The sequence below is a fragment of the Listeria aquatica FSL S10-1188 genome (assembly GCF_000525795.1).
Lineage (GTDB): Bacteria > Bacillota > Bacilli > Lactobacillales > Listeriaceae > Listeria > Listeria aquatica.
Genome location: NZ_AOCG01000012.1, coordinates 270676 through 287744, shown reverse-complemented (window position 1 = coordinate 287744; position 17069 = coordinate 270676). Strand labels below are relative to the sequence as shown.

Sequence of the window (17069 nt, the reverse complement as noted above, 5' to 3'; positions counted from 1 at the left end):
AATGACATTTTTGTCACTTTTAACTTACAATAGTGTAAGCTAATGAGGATATTATACAATAAGTCGAAGAACAGCCATTGAAATAACGCCAACAATGACAATCGCGATCAAACTTTTGGTCAAAATAGCCGTTAAAATTGTTGGCAGGGAAGCAAGGAATGGCAACAATTTGACGCTTGGAAATTGTCCGGCTTCTTTTTGTAATAAGCTCTGTATAAAGAGGGCCGTCAAAATGGCAAGCGGAACATAGGACAAGTAACGTAGTAAGAACTCTGGCAGTTCCATTTTCCTGACTAAAAGAAACGGTAAGACACGTGGAATGAGTGTGACAAGGGCAGAGCCAAGAATCGCTAAAAGTGTATATTCATGAATCATCATTTTTCAGTCACCACTCCAATCAAGCACCCGATGAGGGTGGCGAGTAAAACAGCCAGTTCGGGGCTTAAATAGCGCATAAATAAGACGACAAGAAGAGCGACACTCGCCATGACTAGTAGTGCATGGCGTATCTTTTTGGATTTGTCGCTTATCAGCTGCAAGTAGAGCAGGCCAATAAACATAGCAGTTAAAGCGAAATCCAGACCAAAACTTTCTGGGTTTGGTAAAAAAGCACCAAGAACTGCACCAACGAAGCAAGCTAAAATCCAGGTAAGATAGGCCGTTAAATTTAAACCGTGCATCCAGGAAGCAGATATTTGATCACTTCGACTTATTTTATTCATCGCGACAGCAAAAGATTCATCCGTTAAAAGTGCTCCGATGCCGAGGTTATGTAACAAGGAATCTTTTTTGAAACTCGGTGCTGTCGCCATGCTCATCAAAAAGTGACGTGAATTAATTAGAAAAGCGGTCAAGACAATGGCAGAAATGGGAGTATGGAGAACGAGCATGCCGCAAATAATGAACTGAGCAGCGCCAGCATAAACGAGTGCGGCAAGTAGTGTGACTTCAAGAATAGAAAGTTGTGAGGCTTTTCCGACAACTCCAGCCGCGATACCAATACCAGCATAGCCAAGAACAGTCGGCAGGCATGCCTTTACTCCGGCGAGAAAGTTTTGCTGTTGATCCATCTTTTCATTCTCCTTTTTTTATTTTTTGCTAATCGTACCATAAATTGGCAAGAAAAAACAGATCGCGGCTGCGATCTGTTTCGTTTTGGCTACAGTGAATTTAATTAGCTGCTTGTTCTTCAGCAGCCTTTTTAGCAAAATATTCTTCAGCTAAAATATCAATTTCCTTCTTAAGTTCGTCAACCATAATTTCCTCAGGGACTTTTCGAACGATCTTTCCATGCCGGAAAAGCAAACCTTCTCCGCGAGCTCCAGCAATACCAATATCTGCTTCACGAGCTTCTCCGGGACCGTTTACAGCACATCCCAGTACGGCTACTTTAATTGGCGCCTTAATGCTTGAAATGTATTCTTCTACTTCATTTGCAATGCTGATCAAATCAATTTCAATTCGACCGCAAGTGGGACAAGAGATTAGCGTTGCTGCATTGGAAGATAAGCCAAATGATTTTAGTAGTTCACGTGCTACTTTTACTTCTTCAACTGGATCAGCACTAAGCGAGACACGGAGGGTATTCCCAATCCCGCGGCTTAAAATTGCTCCAAGACCTGCAGCGCTTTTAATTCCACCAGCAAATTGTGTCCCTGATTCTGTTATGCCAAGATGAAGTGGGTAATTAAATGCTCGACTTGCTTTATCATAGGCTTCGATAGCTAAGTTAACATCAGAAGCTTTAAGTGAAACGATAATATCATGGAAATCCAAGTCTTCCAAAATTTTGATATGATGGAGTGCACTTTCTACCATACCATCAGCAGTCGGATAGCCATACTTTTGAATGATTTTCTTTTCAAGGCTTCCAGCGTTAACCCCAATACGAATGGGAATTCCTTTTGCTTTAGCCGCATTCACAACTTTTTCTACGCGTTCACGACGGCCGATGTTTCCAGGATTAATCCTGATTTTGTCCACACCAGCATCAATGGCTTTTAGAGCAAGCCGGTAATCAAAATGAATATCTGCCACAAGCGGAATATGGATTCGTTTCTTTATATCACTTAAGGCATTTGCCGCGCGTTCATCTGGACAAGCCACACGAACAATTTGACAACCTGCTTCTTCCAGTCTCAAAATCTCAGCGACCGTAGCTTCGACATCATGTGTTTTCGTTGTTGCCATACTTTGAATAAATAATTCATTGCTCCCGCCAATCGTTAAGTTACCAACTTTAACTGGGCGAGTTTCAGTTCTTAAGGTTCTCTCGTTCAAGGAAATTCTCTCCTTTTACATTCACTATTCAGAATTTGTTTTCCTTAGTATCATATCACTTTTTTTTAAGGGAAAGCACTAACTCTTAGATTAAATTTTTCTAAGAAAAGAAGATGCCTCTAATTTAGTAGAGACATCTTTAACTTTTATTCAGGTTTATTTTGTGGAATCGTTCGAATCGCAAGGAAAATAACAATCAAGCTAACGGCCATATTGATTTCCATTCCAAATGGCACTTGAATTTGCAACCATTCCATAACCATGCTGAAGACTGTTGCGAGCGTGATGCCATAAGTTGCGATCATCCAGTTTTCTCGGTAGCTCACGCCGCCACGTCCAAATCCAGTCAAGATGTAGCCAAATAGACCATATATGGCAACGCGGAAGAACAGCATTCCAAGCATAATAATGAATAAAACAAGCAGAATTAAAGGAATCACATATTTAGTCACATCTGTAACGGAAGCATACATCTCTAAAAGATCATCTTTGTCGGAGATTCCAAGCGTTTTATAGCTAAAGGACTGAGAGAAACCGCCAGCAGTGATGTAGACACCATTTGATAAAAAGGCAAAAGCACTTTCATAAGAGCCAATTTTATTATCTATATCATCTTTATCAAGAGTTCCGCTTGCATCATAATAAATATGTAAGCTTCCTTCATCAATTGAAATTGGAAGATTGTCTGCTGTTTGATCTTTCGTTACTAATTTCCCGTCTTGCACATTAAAATCTGGGATTTGATTTTGCAAGGATTCTTTGCTCAGCTTAAGCACATTTTGTGTCGTTGTCGTCGTGTAGTAAGCGAGTGGTAAAAAGGCAAGAAAACCAAGCACGATAAGATAAGTTATGCTCTTGCTTATTTTATCTTTTCGGAAGGTTGCAATATCTTTCGGGGAATAAATACTTCTCCAAAAACGCTTAAAGATATTCATTTTCGTAGTCAGCACCTCACAATATTTGTTTGAAAATTTTTGAAGAGGGAAGAGAATAACGCATAGCGAATCTCAACCTTGTCTGTTCTTAATGATAGCTTGAATTTTGCTTAAAAGCAAAGAGAAATTGCTAGAAGCAGAAAAATTGCAACAGTTGTATAATCGTGTTAGGCTAAAAGGTGTAAACGATGGGACTAGAAAAGGCTTTTTTATATGTTCATGATTAGTACTATGGATGTATGTGCTGAGCCAATAGATACAGTCTTAGTTTCGCTTGCGACAATCAAATTTATTTTCGAGGAGGAATTGACAGTGGCATACGAATTACCAAAACTACCTTATACGTATGATGCGCTTGAACCAAATTTTGACAAAGAAACAATGGAAATCCATTATACGAAACATCACAATACTTATGTAACAAAATTAAATGATGCGGTGAAAGATTATCCGGAACTAGCAAGTAAATCAGTAGAAGATCTTGTAGCTGATTTAAACAGCGTTCCTGAAAGTATCCGTACAGCGGTTCGTAATAATGGTGGGGGTCATGCAAACCACAGCTTATTCTGGACGATCTTAAGTCCAAATGGCGGCGGAGAACCTGCTGGCGCTTTGAAAGAAGCGATCGACAGCACTTTCGGAAGTTTTGATGCATTTAAAGAAAAATTTGCGGCTGCAGCTGCAGCTCGTTTTGGATCAGGCTGGGCTTGGCTTGTTTTGAAAGATGGCAAACTAGAAATCATCAGCTTACCAAATCAAGATTCTCCACTTACTGAAGGTTATACACCAGTTCTTGGTCTTGACGTTTGGGAACATGCTTACTACTTGAAATTCCAAAATCGTCGTCCTGAATACATCGATACGTTTTGGAATGTTGTAAACTGGGATGAAGTAGCGCGTCGTTTTGAAGCTGCTAAATAATCCATAAAACTTTTAGAAAACCACAAGAGAGGATGAAACTCCTCTCTTGTGGTTTTCTTTTACTTTTTTTAATGAAATTCTTATTTGGATAAAGTGGAAAAGTTGATGGTTTTCAGATACAATAGGAAGAGGCATTAAACAAAGAGAGGGTTTGTGATACGTGAAACTGAATTTTAGAAAAAAGAAAGATCCAATCAAAAAGAAAAAAACGTGCCGTGATTCCACTCCGTCTCAATATTTTATTTTTTGTTATCTTCATTTTGTTTTCTGTTTTAATTTTGCGACTTGGAATTGTCCAAATTGTTCAAGGTGATACGTATAAGCGGCAACTCGAAGAAACAGATAATGTTACGGTTTCAAAAAACGTACCTCGTGGCGTTATTTTCGATCGAAATTATAATCTCTTAGTGGGAAATACTGCTGTAAAAACGATCACATACACACGCAGTGAGAAAACGAAAACATCTGAAATTTTACAGGTTGCTAAAAAGCTCGATAAAATGATTAAAGTAGAACCTGAAAAGTTAACAGAACGGGACTTGCAAGATTACTGGATTTTGACGCATGAAAAAGAGTCACTTAAACGTCTCTCTGCAAAAGAGCAGAACTTGGATTCTTCTGCGATGTACAAGAAACAAGTGGAAGATGTAACCAAAAAGGATTTAGCTGATTTATCAGTCGATGATAAACGAATCGCTACAATATATAAAAAAAATGACTAGTGGCTATGCAATGACAGAATCGATCGTCAAAGGTAAAGACGTTACTGATGAAGAAATTGCCCGTGTAAGTGAGAATTTAGAAAAATTACCTGGTGTCGATACAACAACAGACTGGAATCGTTTTTACACATACGATGAAACGCTTCGTTCTATTCTTGGCTCGGTTTCTTCTGCCAAGGAAGGTCTACCAAAAGAAAAAGCTGAGTACTATTTATCGCAAGGGTATAGTCGAAATGACCGCGTCGGGAAAAGCTATCTTGAATCTGAGTATCAAAGCATTTTAGCCGGGCAAAAATCCCAGTCTGAAAGTGTGATGGATGCGCAAGGAAATATCATTGAAACTGTACAGAAAAATGAAGGTTCCAAAGGTAAAGATCTTGTTTTATCTGTAGATGTGGACTTTCAGCGGGCTGTAGAAGAAATTCTTCGAAATAATATCAAAAAAGGGAAGGCATCGAGTGGTTCCGACTTATTAGATCGTGCTTTTGTGGTTGCGATGGATCCATATAGTGGCGAAGTTCTTTCTCTTGCTGGGCAAAAGCTAAATAGTGATGGGTCATTTGAAGATTATTCACTAGGTAGTTTTACAACGGCTTATAATATGGGTTCTGCCGTCAAAGGGGCAACCGTCCTTGGTGGTATTATGAGCGATGCGATAACAAAGAATACTTATTTTACAGATAAACCGATTAAATTTAAGGGAACAAAAGCGAAAAGTTCTTGGTTTAACCGAAATGGAGAAGGTACGCGTACACTGAGTCCAGTAGGAGCTCTTGAAATTTCATCAAACTCGTATATGTACCAAGTTTCCATGAAAATGGCTGGAGCAAAATATGTCTATGATGGACCGCTTCGGGCACCGTTATCTACTTTTGATAAGATGCGTTATTACTATAATCAATTTGGGCTGGGTGTCCAAACGGGGATTGATTTACCTGGGGAACAAATTGGATATAAAGGTTCTGACGATACTGCTGGTAAAATTCTCGACTTTGCTATCGGACAATATGATTCTTATACTCCTCTCCAACTCGCACAATATTCATCTGTCATTGCGAATGGTGGATCGCGAATTGCTCCGACGATGTTAAAAGAAATTCGCAATCCAAGTACAAGCGGGGATACGGTAGGGTCACTTGCGACGAGCACACAGCCAAAAGTTATGAACCGATTAGGTGTGTCAGAATCTGATATTGAGACAGTGCAAAAGGGCTTTTATGCAGTTACACATGGTTCTAGCGGAACGGCTCGTACAGTTTTTACTTCTTCTGATTACGATGTAGCTGGGAAAACAGGTACTGCCCAAGCGTTCTATGATGGACCAAAAGAAGGAAATAACATGGCTGATGTTTGGAATACGACTTTTGTTGGTTATGCACCTGTTAAAAAACCTGAAATTTCGATTGCTGTTGTTGTGCCTTGGGAATATCGCAATGGATACAGTGATTCGAAAATTAATATGAGCATTGCAAAAGAAGTGTTTGATAAATATTTTGAACTCAAAAAACAACGTGCGGAACAAAAGAAAGAAACCTCCCATGTGGATCAACCAGTTAATAATGTAGCGCAAGCGCGTGAAGCGCAATCTAAACAAACTGAGAAGTAAAAAGAATCTTGTCCATGATGGACAAGATTCTTTTTTGAATGACATACTAAAAGAACTGCGAAGCAAGAGCTTTTATGGTATGATAAGAAGAGTTTAAAGTGAACGAATCACTTTTCCCAAGGAGGAGGAAATAGATCATGGCAAAAAACTATCATGTAGCAGTTGTTGGAGCGACAGGAGCAGTTGGAACACAAATGGTCAAATTATTAGAAGAAGTTACTTCGTTTGAAATTGGAAAAGTTTCTTTTCTTTCGTCAGCTCGTTCAGCGGGCAAGAAAAAAACTTTTCGCGGGGAAGAAATCACAATTGAAGAAGCTAAACCTGAAAGTTTCTTGGGTGTAGATATTGCGCTTTTCAGTGCGGGAGGAACGGTTTCTAAAGCGCTTGCGAAAGAAGCGGTAAAAAGAGGTGCTATTGTAATTGATAATACGAGTGCCTTTCGGATGGATCCAGATGTCCCACTCGTTGTGCCAGAGGTGAATGAAGAGGCTCTTAAGGGGCATGAGGGCATTATTGCTAATCCGAACTGTTCGACCATGCAGATGGTCACTGCGCTTGAACCTATACGTAAAAAATTTGGGTTGAATCGCGTTATTGTTTCTACTTATCAAGCTGTTTCAGGATCGGGTGTTTCCGCGATTCGGGAACTAAAAGATCAATCGCGTGCAGTTTTAAATGGCGAAAATTTCACACCGCAGTATTTACCTGTTAAGGGGGATAAAAGACATTATCAAATTGCCTTTAATGCACTTCCTCAGATTGACGTGTTTACAGATAATGATTATACATATGAAGAAATGAAAATGATCAATGAAACGCGAAAAATCATGGAAGATGATGCTATTAAAGTAGCCGCTACTTGTGTTCGTATCCCTGTTGTAACAGGACACTCAGAATCTGTTTATATCGAAGTGGAAGAACCAGGTGTTTCTGCTAAGGCTATTCAAGAAGCTTTAAAAAATGCGCCAGGAGTTGTTTTGGAAGATGATCCAGCCAATCAAGTTTATCCGCAGGCTACTTTAGCAGAAAATAAAAAAGAGGTATTCGTAGGACGGGTAAGAAATGATCTTGATGATCCTAAGGGATTTCATATGTGGATTGTATCGGATAATCTGCTAAAAGGAGCTGCCTGGAATTCCATTCAAATTGCTGAAAGTCTTGTGAAATTAGAAATTATTTAGAGGTGTTCTTAAAAATGAATTTGATCGTGCAAAAATTTGGCGGAACTTCCGTCCAAAGTGAAGAAACACGAAAAATGGCTTTTCGCCACATTAAGCGTGCGACAGAATCTGGTTATAAAGTAGTGGTCGTTGTTTCAGCTATTGGTCGACTTGGGGATCCTTACGCAACTGATACACTACTTGAATTGATCGGCGCTAAGGAAACGAAACTTTCTAGTCGCGAAGAGGATGTGCTTCTTTCTGTTGGAGAGACGATTTCTTGCGCGGTATTTACCAATATGCTGAAAGAAGCAGGGATAAATTCTGTTGGCTTTTCTGGTGGTCAAGCAGGAATTTTTACGACAAGTGAGCACTTAAATGCGAAAATTCTCGAAGTGGACCCGAAACGAATTCTTGCTGCTTTTGATCAAGTAGATGTTGTCGTTGTAGCAGGTTTTCAGGGTGTGGATGAACAGGGAGATATAACAACACTTGGTCGCGGGGGAAGTGATACTTCGGCAGCCGCTCTTGGTGTTGCGCTACAAGCAGATTTCGTGGATATTTTTACCGATGTAGATGGAATGATGACAGCTGATCCGCGCATTGTTGAACATGCGCGTAGCCTTCCACGTGTCAGTTATGCGGAGGTCAGTAACATGGCTTACCAAGGGGCGAAAGTCATTCATCCGCGTGCTGTTGAAATTGCGATGACAGCAAAAATTCCGATGCGGATTCGTTCTACTTATTTAGACGGGGAAGGAACGCTTGTTACGTCACTTTCAAATGAAGAAAGTCATTTTGACATCAAAGAACGCCTCGTTACAGGGATCGCTCATGTGACTAATTTAACCCAGATAAATGTACGAGTGGAATCGACTGATAAGCAACAAGAAGCTTTTAACCTTTTAGCAGAACATGGAATTAGCCTCGATTTTATCAGTATAGGAACTAAAAATATTGCTTTTACTGTTCCGGAAGAAAAAATGAAACAAACGGTTGCACTTCTTGAAGACCAAGGGTTTTCGGTTTTTGTTACAGAACACTGCGCAAAAGTGTCAATTGTTGGGGCAGGTATTACTGGTGTTCCAGGTGTCACGGCCAAAATTGTTAGTGCGTTAGCAGCACGGGGGATTCAAATTTTGCAGTCGGCCGATAGTCATACAACAATTTGGGTACTGATTAGCGAAGAAGATTTAATTCAAGCAGTCAATGCTTTACATGATACTTTTTGTTTAGAAATAGACTAAAATGCGAAATCAGGAGGGAATAGATATGGATTTTGGAAAAGTGATTACAGCCATGGTGACGCCCATCCATCCAGAAAAAGATGTTGTTTGTCGTAAAAGGATCCACCGGCTAGTCAATCATTTGATTGAAACCGGGTCAGATGGATTAGTTGTTTCAGGAACAACAGGGGAATCGCCTACTTTGTCACACGACGAAAAAATCAAGTTAATGACGGAAGTAGTTAAAGCAAATGAAGGACGAGCAAAATTAATCGCTGGAACGGGATCCAATAATACAGCAGAAACGATTCGTTTTACAAAGGAAGTAGCGGATTTAGGTGGTTATGATGCAGCACTTGTTGTGACCCCTTATTACAATAAACCAAATCAGCGTGGGATTTATGAACATTTTAAAGCGGTAGCAGAAAATAGTCCGCTACCTATTATGATTTATAATATTCCTGGGCGTTCTGTTGTGAATATTGAACCGGAAACCATTATTGCACTTTCAAAATTAGAAAATATTGTCTCGGTAAAAGAATCCAGTGGGAATTTAGAAAATATCTCGCAAATCATTGAAGAAACAGCGGATGACTTCACAGTTTATAGTGGGGACGATAGCTTGACCTTACCTATTTTATCGGTTGGTGGCCGAGGTGTGGTATCTGTACTAAGCCACGTTTCTGGAAATGAAACTAAAGAAATGATTGAAGCTTACGAGAATGGGGAAGTGAAGAAAGCAGCAGAAATTCATAGAAGACTGCTTCCACTAATGCGTGGTTTATTCAGTTCACCAAACCCTGCTCCGACGAAATTTTTATTGAATGATATGGGCGTTGATGTTGGTCATGTTCGTTTGCCACTGGTTGATTTAGACGAGGAACAAGGCAAGAAACTCAAAGCGATTTATGAAGAGTCGCAAAAAAGCTAAAGGAGGTTTACGCTTTGCCACTAAAAAAAGCGAAACAGATTAAAATTATTCCGCTTGGCGGGGTAGATGAAAGCGGGAAAAATATGTATGTCGTCGAAGTTGACGATGAAATTTTTGTCTTAGATGCGGGACTGATGTTTCCAGAAGATGAACTTCTAGGCATCGACGTTGTTATTCCTGATTTCAAATATTTAGAAGAAAACAAAGATCGCGTGAAAGCAATTATTCTTTCTCATGGACATGAAGATGCTATAGGAGCTTTACCCTATTTGCTTCAAAAGGTAAAGGCTCCCGTTTATGGAACTGAATTGACCATTGCGCTTGCTAAGAATTCTGTAAAGGAATACCGAAAAGTGCGGTTTAAAAAATTTCCATGTAATTGATGAAAAAAGTGTGATCAAATTTAATAAAGTGAACATCCAATTTTTCCGGACGACTCATACCATTCCAGACTCTGTTGGAATTGTTGTAGCAACGAGTGAGGGTTCCATTGTTTATTCAGGTGATTTTAAATTTGATCAGTCTGCAAATGAAGGTTATGAAACAAGTCTTAGTGCCATTGCTGATATTGGGGAATCCGGGGTTTTAGCGCTATTATCGGATAGCTCGGAGGCTGAACATCCTGGGACAACGTCAAGTGATAGCGAGATTGAAGCAGAGGTTCGCCATGCATTTCGAACGGCTGAAGGACGGATTATTGTTGCATGTGTGGCATCCAATGTCATTCGTTTGCAGCAAGTCTTAGATGCATCTGCAGCAACGAAGCGTAAGGTTGTGATTGTCGGAAAAGAACTGGAACGCGTCGTCGAGATCACAAGCAGCTTAGATAAACTGAAAATGGAAGATGATTTGATTATTCCATTCAAAGAAATGAAAAAATATCCTGACGATGAAATTACGATCATCGAAACAGGAAATCTTGGGGAACCTATTCAGTCGCTTCAACTAATGACAAAAGGAAACCATCCGAAAGTCAACATTAAAGCAGGAGATACAGTTTACATCACAACAACACCAAGTCCTTCTTTAGAAACGATGATGGCAAAAACGATTGATATGTTATACCGTGCTGGTGCGCGCGTGCTTACGATGAGCCGTGACTTGTTTGTTTCTGGACATGCAAGCCAAGATGACTTAAAACTTTTGCTTAACTTATTGAAGCCCACTTATTTTGTGCCCGTTCACGGAGAATACCGGATGCTAATTGCTCATGCCAAATTGGCCCATAGTGTTGGTATTCCAAAATCCAATGTTTTTGTGGTTGGAAAAGGAGAAGTTGTCGAGTATAAAGCGGGAAGAATGTCGGTTGGGAACCGTGTTTATGCGGGGAACACGCTGATTGATGGACTGGGCGTTGGTGACGTTGGAAATATTGTATTAAGAGACCGTAAGCTTCTTTCAGAAGATGGTATTTTCATTGTTGTTGTCACGCTGAGTCGTCGTAGCAAAAAAATCATTTCAGGTCCAGAGATGATTTCTCGAGGTTTTGTCTACGTTCGTGAGTCGGAACGCTTAATTGAAGATTCGCAAAAACTAGTAAGTAAAATCGTGGATAAAAACTTGCAGGATAGCGAGTTTGAATGGTCGAAATTGAAGCAAGATATTCGAGATCAACTGAATCGTTTCTTGTTTGAACAAACGAAGCGACGTCCGATGATTTTGCCGATTATTATGGAAGTCTAGAAGTTTTGAGTTAGCTTTTTAGCTAACTCAAAACTTCTTTGTTTTTATCCAGCGAAATCCGGGAAAAGGGATAGAAGACAAAGAGAGAGGATGAAAATCATGGATTATCGGTTTGATGCAATTGTAATCGGAAGTGGCGTGAGTGGCACGTCAGCCGCTTATGCACTCAATGAAGCAGGCAAAAAAGTAGCTATTATTGAAGAGCGTGAATGGGGTGGCACATGTGTGCTTCGTGGATGCGATCCTAAAAAGGTGCTTGCAGGTGCGATGGAAGCTCATAATTTTTCGGAGCGGTTACGTGGAAAAGGAATTAAACAAGTTGCGGAAATAGATTGGAAAGATTTGCAAGATTTTAAGAGAAGCTTTGTTGAGCCAGTTCCAGAAAGTCGCTTAGAGGGTTTTCAAGAAGCAAAAATTGAGACGTTTAAGGGGAGTGCTGCTTTTTTGGATGCTCACACGGTGCAGGTTGATGCGGATACGTTAGCTGCTGAGGATATTATTATCGCAACTGGAGCACGACCAAGTATTCCAGACATTGAAGGAAACGAAATTTTTCTCACAAGTGACGATTTTTTGGACTTAGAAACGTTGCCAAAACGGATTGCCTTTGTTGGAGGCGGGTATATTGCTTTTGAATTTGCTGCGATTGCTCATGCGGCTGGAAGTGAAGTGCATTTGATTCATCACAATAGCCGCCCGCTAAAAGGATTTGATGAGGATCACGTGGCGATGCTTGTCAGTTCACTTAAATCAGATGGTGTTCATTTTCACTTTGATACCGATGTGGAGCGACTTACGCGAAAAGAGTCAGGGATATTGCTTTCTGCGGCAAACTTGACGCTTGAAGTGGACGCTGTTTTTGCAACGGCTGGCCGGAAGCCAAATATTGAGCGGCTTAATCTTGAAAAAGCAGGGATTAAGACGAACCGGCACGGTATTATTGTGAATCAATCGCTTGAAGCTATCCCCCATGTTCTAGCGGTGGGAGATGTTGCTATAACTCCTGGTCTTCCGCTTACACCAGTAGATAGTTTTGAAGCTGACTTTGCAGTTTCGTATATTTTGGGCAAGAAACAAGAGATTCATTATCCTGCAATTCCAAGCGTTGTCTTTTCGAGTCCCAAGCTTGCTGAAATCGGTTTGACGGCAAGAGAAGCGATGCAAGAAAAAGACGGCTATCATGTGAATGAAATAGATATGAAAAACTGGTATACGTACCGAAGAACTAATGAATATCTCAGTCATGCGAAAATTATAACCGAAAAAGGCACAGAAAAAAATTGTTGGCGCGTCTTTTATCAATGAAGAAGCAGATGTCATGATCAATTATGTTGTCCTTTTAATGAAAGCGGGACTAACGCTTGCAGATCTTGACTCAGTTATTTTTGCTTACCCATCCCAAGCATCGGACTTACCTTCATTGCGCTAACTTGTGACAAATGGTATGATTAAACCAATTATTAGCAAGAAGAAGGAGTATTTTACATGTTACTATGGATTATTTTAGGCGGCATCTTAGCCTTCATTTTGTTTGTGATTGGGCTTGTTATCTTGTTTTTCCCGAAACAAAGAAAAGTGGGTGCGATTTTAGTCGGTGCGGGGATGATACTCATGATCGCATCGATTGTCGGCGTGTTCTTTCACTTTAAACAGTTAGATGATGTGAATAATAAAGTTTTAAATTATTCGGCAGGAAAATCAACTACTGAACCTGGAACACAAGAAGCAAAAACGTATCAAGTAAATCATAAAACCACTGAAAATAATATTGACCTGCTAGTTAAAACGATCAAGGTGGAGAAAAAGCCAGTTTACTCTACGATGGAACAAAAAGAAATGCCGGGAAGTATTTCCGTTAAGCTATCTATAAAAAACAATGGGAAAGAAAAGCTTACGACTTACCCAAATCAAGGAACATTGAAAGCTTCTAACATAGAAGTTGATGGTGGGGATGTGCTACTTTCAGAATTTGATGCGAGTACGGTTGAAGCAGGGAAAACCATCGAAGGAACGCTTGTTTTTCCGTTAGAAAAGCTAAAATTTGTATCTTCCATTCATTCGGTCGCGCTTTCTTGGCTTAGCTATTTTGGATCAGATTCTGATCCCGTTAAAACCGAAACAGGCACAATCAAATTAACAAAATAAAAGAATCCGCTCAAGAGCTTGAGCGGATTCTTTTTCATTCTGCGACGTCTAGCACTTCTGCTAGGTAGCCATCATAACTAATTTCTTTATTATAAAAGTTTTCTTTTGAAAGGTTGATGATACGCGTTGCGATACTTTGCAATAATTGGTGATCGTGACTTGAAAAAATCATCGCCCCATCAAAGGCTACTAATCCATTATTCAAAGCTGTGATAGACTCTAAATCTAAGTGGTTCGTCGGTTCATCTAGTAGAAGGACATTAGAGCCAGAAAGCATCATTTTAGAAAGCATACAGCGAACTTTTTCGCCACCAGATAAAACTTTGACTTTTTTGAGCACTTCGTCTCCACTAAAGAGCATGCGCCCTAAGAAACCACGTAAGAAAGCTTCGGAATCATCTTGTGGAGAATACTGGCGTAACCACTCAACGAGGTTTAAGTTGTTGTCTTCAAAGAACTCTGAGTTATCTTTCGGGAAATAGCTTTGGCTCGTTGTGACACCCCAACGGAATGATCCAGAATCAGGTTCCATCTCACCCGCTAAAATTTGAAGAAGAGTCGTTTTTGCGACTTCATCGTCTCCGACAAGAGCAACTTTATCGTTGCGGTTAATGGTAAAGGATAGATTATCGAGCACTTTTACGCCATCAATTTCTTTAGTCAGATTTTCAACCGTTAATAAATCGTTGCCAACTTCTCGGTCAGGCTTAAACTGGATAAAAGGATAACGTCTGCTAGAAGGTTGAATATCCTCTAGCGTGATTTTATCGAGCATTTTCTTCCGACTTGTCGCTTGTTTCGATTTAGAGGCATTGGCACTAAACCGCGCAATGAAGTCTTGCAATTCTTTGATTTTTTCTTCTTTTTTCTTGTTTCGATCGCCCATCATTTGTTGCGCTAATTGACTTGATTCGTACCAGAAATCATAGTTTCCGACGTATAATTGAATTTTGCTGAAATCGAGATCGGCAATATGTGTACAAACTTTGTTTAAGAAGTGACGATCATGAGAAACGACGATAACGGTGTTTTCAAAGTTGATGAGAAATTCTTCGAGCCAGTGAATCGCACGGATATCTAAGTGGTTGGTCGGTTCATCTAGGAGCAAAATATCAGGCTTTCCGAAAAGCGCTTGTGCAAGTAAAACCTTGACTTTTTCACTTCCGGTTAAGTCTTTCATGTATTTATCATGTAAATCTTGCGAGATACCTAACCCTTTTAGTAAAACGGCTGCATCTGCTTCTGCTTCCCAACCGCCAAGTTCACCAAATTCGCCTTCAAGCTCTGCAGCCCGAATTCCGTCTTCATCACTAAAATCAGGTTTCATATAAATAGCGTTTTTCTCGGTCATAATGTCATAAAGCTTTTTGTGTCCCATAATCACAGTATTTAAAACGAGTTCATCATCATACTGGAAATGATCTTGTTGTAAAACGGCAAGTCGCTCACCGGGTGTGATATGCACACTTCCAGACTGTGAATCTACTTCCCCAGAAAGCACTTTTAAAAATGTAGATTTACCAGCGCCATTTGCTCCGATTAAGCCATAGCAGTTGCCGGGTGTAAATTTAATGGAAACATCTTCAAATAATTTTTTATCGCCATAGCGTAGTCCAACGTTACTAACAGTTAACATTTTTTTCCTCCTAAAAAGCACATTACTCTTATCATAACATGCTCTGAATTGTAAATAAAGTTTTTCTCATGTTAAAATGGGAAAGTAAGGGGGAATGGCTATGTTAGAAAAAGACCCATTTAACCTAAAGAAACGTATCGATTTTTGTTTAACGTTAAAAGGCGCAGTGGAAACATTTCCATTTGGAGAGAATTTCCATGTGATGCGCGTCGGCGAAAAAATGTTTGCGCTCATTCACTACAAAGAAGGGCAATTGCTTGTGAGTGCGAAATGTGAACCTGATAAAGCGGAGCGTCTTCGTGAAGAATATAAAGCAATTATTCCAGGGTATCATCTCAATAAAACACACTGGATTTCAGTGGTGACAACACAAGATCAACAGATCGATTTTGAATTAGAGAAAGCCATTTTAACAAATAGTTATCAGCTTGTTTTATCGAAACTTTCCAAAAAGAAACAAGCCGAAATTCGCAGTTTCTAGCTGAAAGAACTTTACTTTCTGGGGCATTCACCTTATAATAAATTTGTTCAAACTACATAAACGTTACCACAGGGGGAGCTTCTAGCTGAGATTGAGTCTTCGAGACTCTGACCCTTTGAACCTGTTCGTTAAAACGAGCGTAGGGATTGTGGCGATTGCACTTTTCTAGTTAGTTCGGAAAACTGCTTTCTTCTGGGGTACGTTTTTGACCAAAAGAAGAAGGGAGTTTATTTTTTATGGTAAGTAAACGATTATTGGTTTTGATTGAGTGCGCTATTTTTGCAGCCATTGCAATGGTGCTAAGTTTCATTCCACTTGATTTTGGCTCGAGTTTCTCTATTTCGCTTGGAATGATTCCGATGTATGTGATTGCTTTGCGGCGCGGCTTTTTTGCAGCTGGTTTCGCTGGCATACTTTGGGGATTACTCCATTTTTTAACTGGAAAAGCCTATATTCTAACTTGGAACCAAGCCTTAATTGAATATATCCTCGCTTTTGCTTTTGTTGCTTTTGCTGGAATATTTGCTAAAAATGTCCAGGCAGCGCTTAAACAAAAAAATATGAAGCAAGCTCAGTTTTATGCTTGGAGTTCCATGTTTATTGGAGGCATAGCTCGTTATTTTTGGCACTATGTTGCTGGGGTTGTTTTTTTGGGGCGCTTATGCATTTAAGGGTTGGAGCGCTCAACTCTTTTCACTTGTTATGAATGGTGCAAGTGGCTTAGCGACGATCCTTGTCGCAGGGGCTGTTGTCTCAATTATCCTCCAAATCAAACCGCAACTTTTTTTGCCTAAATAATGGAAGGATTGAAGAACGCTTCTCACTTGAGAAGCGTTCTTTTGCGTAATGGTTGAATTTCTATCTAGAAAGCATAGAATAAGAATTGTGAGAAGCGAGCGTAGAGGAGGAAGAAGAATGCACGAAGGAATTTCCATACAAGGCGCCAAAACGAATAACTTGAAAAATATTTCCGTCAGTATTCCAAAAGGACAGATTACCGTTGTAACCGGTCTTTCAGGATCGGGAAAATCTTCACTCGTGTTTGACACTTTAGCAGCTGAGTCACAGCGTCTACTAAACGAAACCTATTCGAGCTATATTCAACAAATTTTACCACACTACGAGGAACCAGATGTGGAACGCATTCAAAATTTACCGGTTTCGATTGTTATCAATCAAAAGAAAGTAGGGGGGAAATGCCCGTTCAACAGTTGGAACGATGACAGATATTTATACTGGACTAAGACTCCTTTTTTCAAGGCTTGCACAACCTTTTATTGGTTATTCTATGGTGTATTCTTTTAATAATCCTCAAGGGATGTGCAAGACGTGTCAAGGAATTG

At 39.9% G+C, this 17069-nt stretch carries 12 protein-coding genes, 4 pseudogenes and 1 riboswitch; of the genes and pseudogenes, 11 read left to right on the top strand and 5 right to left on the bottom strand.

Annotated features, from left to right (window positions below; genetic code table 11):
- Positions 1 to 51: 51 nt before the first annotated feature.
- From MAQA_RS10420 to MAQA_RS10405, 4 genes are all read right to left on the bottom strand, one after another.
- A complete protein-coding gene (locus tag MAQA_RS10420) occupies positions 52 to 378 on the bottom strand; it encodes an AzlD domain-containing protein (RefSeq protein WP_036073692.1) in 327 nt (108 codons plus the stop codon).
- The gene (locus MAQA_RS10415) at positions 375 to 1070 is read right to left on the bottom strand and encodes an AzlC family ABC transporter permease (protein ID WP_036073689.1); all 696 of its coding nucleotides are present in this window, start codon (positions 1068 to 1070) and stop codon (positions 375 to 377) included. The genes MAQA_RS10420 and MAQA_RS10415 overlap by 4 nt, the downstream gene beginning before the upstream one ends.
- A 100-nt stretch (positions 1071 to 1170) precedes the next feature.
- Positions 1171 to 2280 (bottom strand): flavodoxin-dependent (E)-4-hydroxy-3-methylbut-2-enyl-diphosphate synthase, encoded by a 1110-nt coding sequence (ispG, locus tag MAQA_RS10410; protein ID WP_036073687.1) that lies wholly within the window; start codon positions 2278 to 2280, stop codon positions 1171 to 1173.
- A gap of 146 nt (positions 2281 to 2426) precedes the next feature.
- Positions 2427 to 3215 (bottom strand): DUF1189 domain-containing protein, encoded by a 789-nt coding sequence (locus MAQA_RS10405; RefSeq protein ID WP_036073685.1) that lies wholly within the window; start codon positions 3213 to 3215, stop codon positions 2427 to 2429.
- Positions 3216 to 3527: 312 nt separating this feature from the next.
- Between MAQA_RS10405 and MAQA_RS10400 the strand changes: the two genes are divergently transcribed.
- The 8 genes and pseudogenes from MAQA_RS10400 (at position 3528) to MAQA_RS10365 (ending at position 13609) form a co-directional block, all read left to right on the top strand.
- On the top strand, positions 3528 to 4136 hold the full coding sequence (locus MAQA_RS10400; protein ID WP_036073760.1) for a superoxide dismutase: 609 nt from the start codon (positions 3528 to 3530) through the stop codon (positions 4134 to 4136).
- 160 nt (positions 4137 to 4296) lie between these two features.
- Positions 4297 to 6464 (top strand): annotated as a pseudogene (locus tag MAQA_RS10395) (peptidoglycan D,D-transpeptidase FtsI family protein).
- Positions 6465 to 6601: 137 nt separating this feature from the next.
- Positions 6602 to 7645, top strand: coding sequence for an aspartate-semialdehyde dehydrogenase (locus MAQA_RS10390; protein WP_036073682.1), 1044 nt, complete (start codon positions 6602 to 6604; stop codon positions 7643 to 7645).
- 14 nt (positions 7646 to 7659) lie between these two features.
- Positions 7660 to 8871, top strand: a complete 1212-nt coding sequence (gene dapG, locus MAQA_RS10385) for an aspartate kinase (protein ID WP_036073679.1) — start codon at positions 7660 to 7662, stop codon at positions 8869 to 8871.
- A gap of 25 nt (positions 8872 to 8896) precedes the next feature.
- The gene (gene dapA, locus MAQA_RS10380; protein ID WP_036073677.1) at positions 8897 to 9781 is read left to right on the top strand and encodes a 4-hydroxy-tetrahydrodipicolinate synthase; all 885 of its coding nucleotides are present in this window, start codon (positions 8897 to 8899) and stop codon (positions 9779 to 9781) included.
- A 14-nt stretch (positions 9782 to 9795) separates the two neighbouring features.
- A pseudogene (locus MAQA_RS10375) lies at positions 9796 to 11464 on the top strand (ribonuclease J).
- Between the two features lie 96 nt (positions 11465 to 11560).
- Positions 11561 to 12893, top strand: a pseudogene (locus MAQA_RS10370) (dihydrolipoyl dehydrogenase family protein).
- Positions 12894 to 12949: 56 nt separating this feature from the next.
- Entirely contained in the window at positions 12950 to 13609 is a 660-nt protein-coding gene (locus tag MAQA_RS10365; protein WP_036073675.1) for a DUF4352 domain-containing protein, read from the top strand.
- 34 nt (positions 13610 to 13643) lie between these two features.
- Here the strand turns inward: MAQA_RS10365 and MAQA_RS10360 are convergent, their stop codons facing one another.
- The gene (locus MAQA_RS10360; RefSeq protein ID WP_036073671.1) at positions 13644 to 15245 is read right to left on the bottom strand and encodes an ABC-F family ATP-binding cassette domain-containing protein; all 1602 of its coding nucleotides are present in this window, start codon (positions 15243 to 15245) and stop codon (positions 13644 to 13646) included.
- A 100-nt stretch (positions 15246 to 15345) separates the two neighbouring features.
- Here MAQA_RS10360 and MAQA_RS10355 point away from each other — a divergent pair, with 100 nt between their 5' ends.
- From MAQA_RS10355 to MAQA_RS16450, 3 genes and pseudogenes are all read left to right on the top strand, one after another.
- Positions 15346 to 15726: an MmcQ/YjbR family DNA-binding protein gene (locus MAQA_RS10355; RefSeq protein ID WP_036073668.1), complete on the top strand. Its 381-nt coding sequence runs from the start codon at positions 15346 to 15348 to the stop codon at positions 15724 to 15726.
- Positions 15727 to 15787: 61 nt separating this feature from the next.
- Positions 15788 to 15890: riboswitch (TPP riboswitch) on the top strand.
- A 72-nt stretch (positions 15891 to 15962) separates the two neighbouring features.
- Positions 15963 to 16524, top strand: a pseudogene (thiT, locus tag MAQA_RS10350) (energy-coupled thiamine transporter ThiT).
- Positions 16525 to 16641: 117 nt separating this feature from the next.
- Entirely contained in the window at positions 16642 to 17031 is a 390-nt protein-coding gene (locus tag MAQA_RS16450) for an ATP-binding cassette domain-containing protein (protein ID WP_338151628.1), read from the top strand.
- The last annotated feature ends 38 nt before the right edge of the window (positions 17032 to 17069 follow it).

What these genes read in the sequence shown, in the direction of transcription:
- MAQA_RS16450 (WP_338151628.1), top strand. Translation starts at nt 16,642, where the DNA reads ATGCACGAAGGAATTTCCATACAAGGCGCCAAAACGAATAACTTGAAA.
- dapA (WP_036073677.1), top strand. Translation starts at nt 8,897, where the DNA reads ATGGATTTTGGAAAAGTGATTACAGCCATGGTGACGCCCATCCATCCA.
- MAQA_RS10390 (WP_036073682.1), top strand. Translation starts at nt 6,602, where the DNA reads ATGGCAAAAAACTATCATGTAGCAGTTGTTGGAGCGACAGGAGCAGTT.
- MAQA_RS10365 (WP_036073675.1), top strand. Translation starts at nt 12,950, where the DNA reads ATGTTACTATGGATTATTTTAGGCGGCATCTTAGCCTTCATTTTGTTT.
- dapG (WP_036073679.1), top strand. Translation starts at nt 7,660, where the DNA reads ATGAATTTGATCGTGCAAAAATTTGGCGGAACTTCCGTCCAAAGTGAA.
- MAQA_RS10405 (WP_036073685.1), bottom strand. Translation starts at nt 3,215, where the DNA reads ATGAATATCTTTAAGCGTTTTTGGAGAAGTATTTATTCCCCGAAAGAT.
- MAQA_RS10360 (WP_036073671.1), bottom strand. Translation starts at nt 15,245, where the DNA reads ATGTTAACTGTTAGTAACGTTGGACTACGCTATGGCGATAAAAAATTA.
- MAQA_RS10420 (WP_036073692.1), bottom strand. Translation starts at nt 378, where the DNA reads ATGATGATTCATGAATATACACTTTTAGCGATTCTTGGCTCTGCCCTT.
- MAQA_RS10415 (WP_036073689.1), bottom strand. Translation starts at nt 1,070, where the DNA reads ATGGATCAACAGCAAAACTTTCTCGCCGGAGTAAAGGCATGCCTGCCG.
- MAQA_RS10355 (WP_036073668.1), top strand. Translation starts at nt 15,346, where the DNA reads ATGTTAGAAAAAGACCCATTTAACCTAAAGAAACGTATCGATTTTTGT.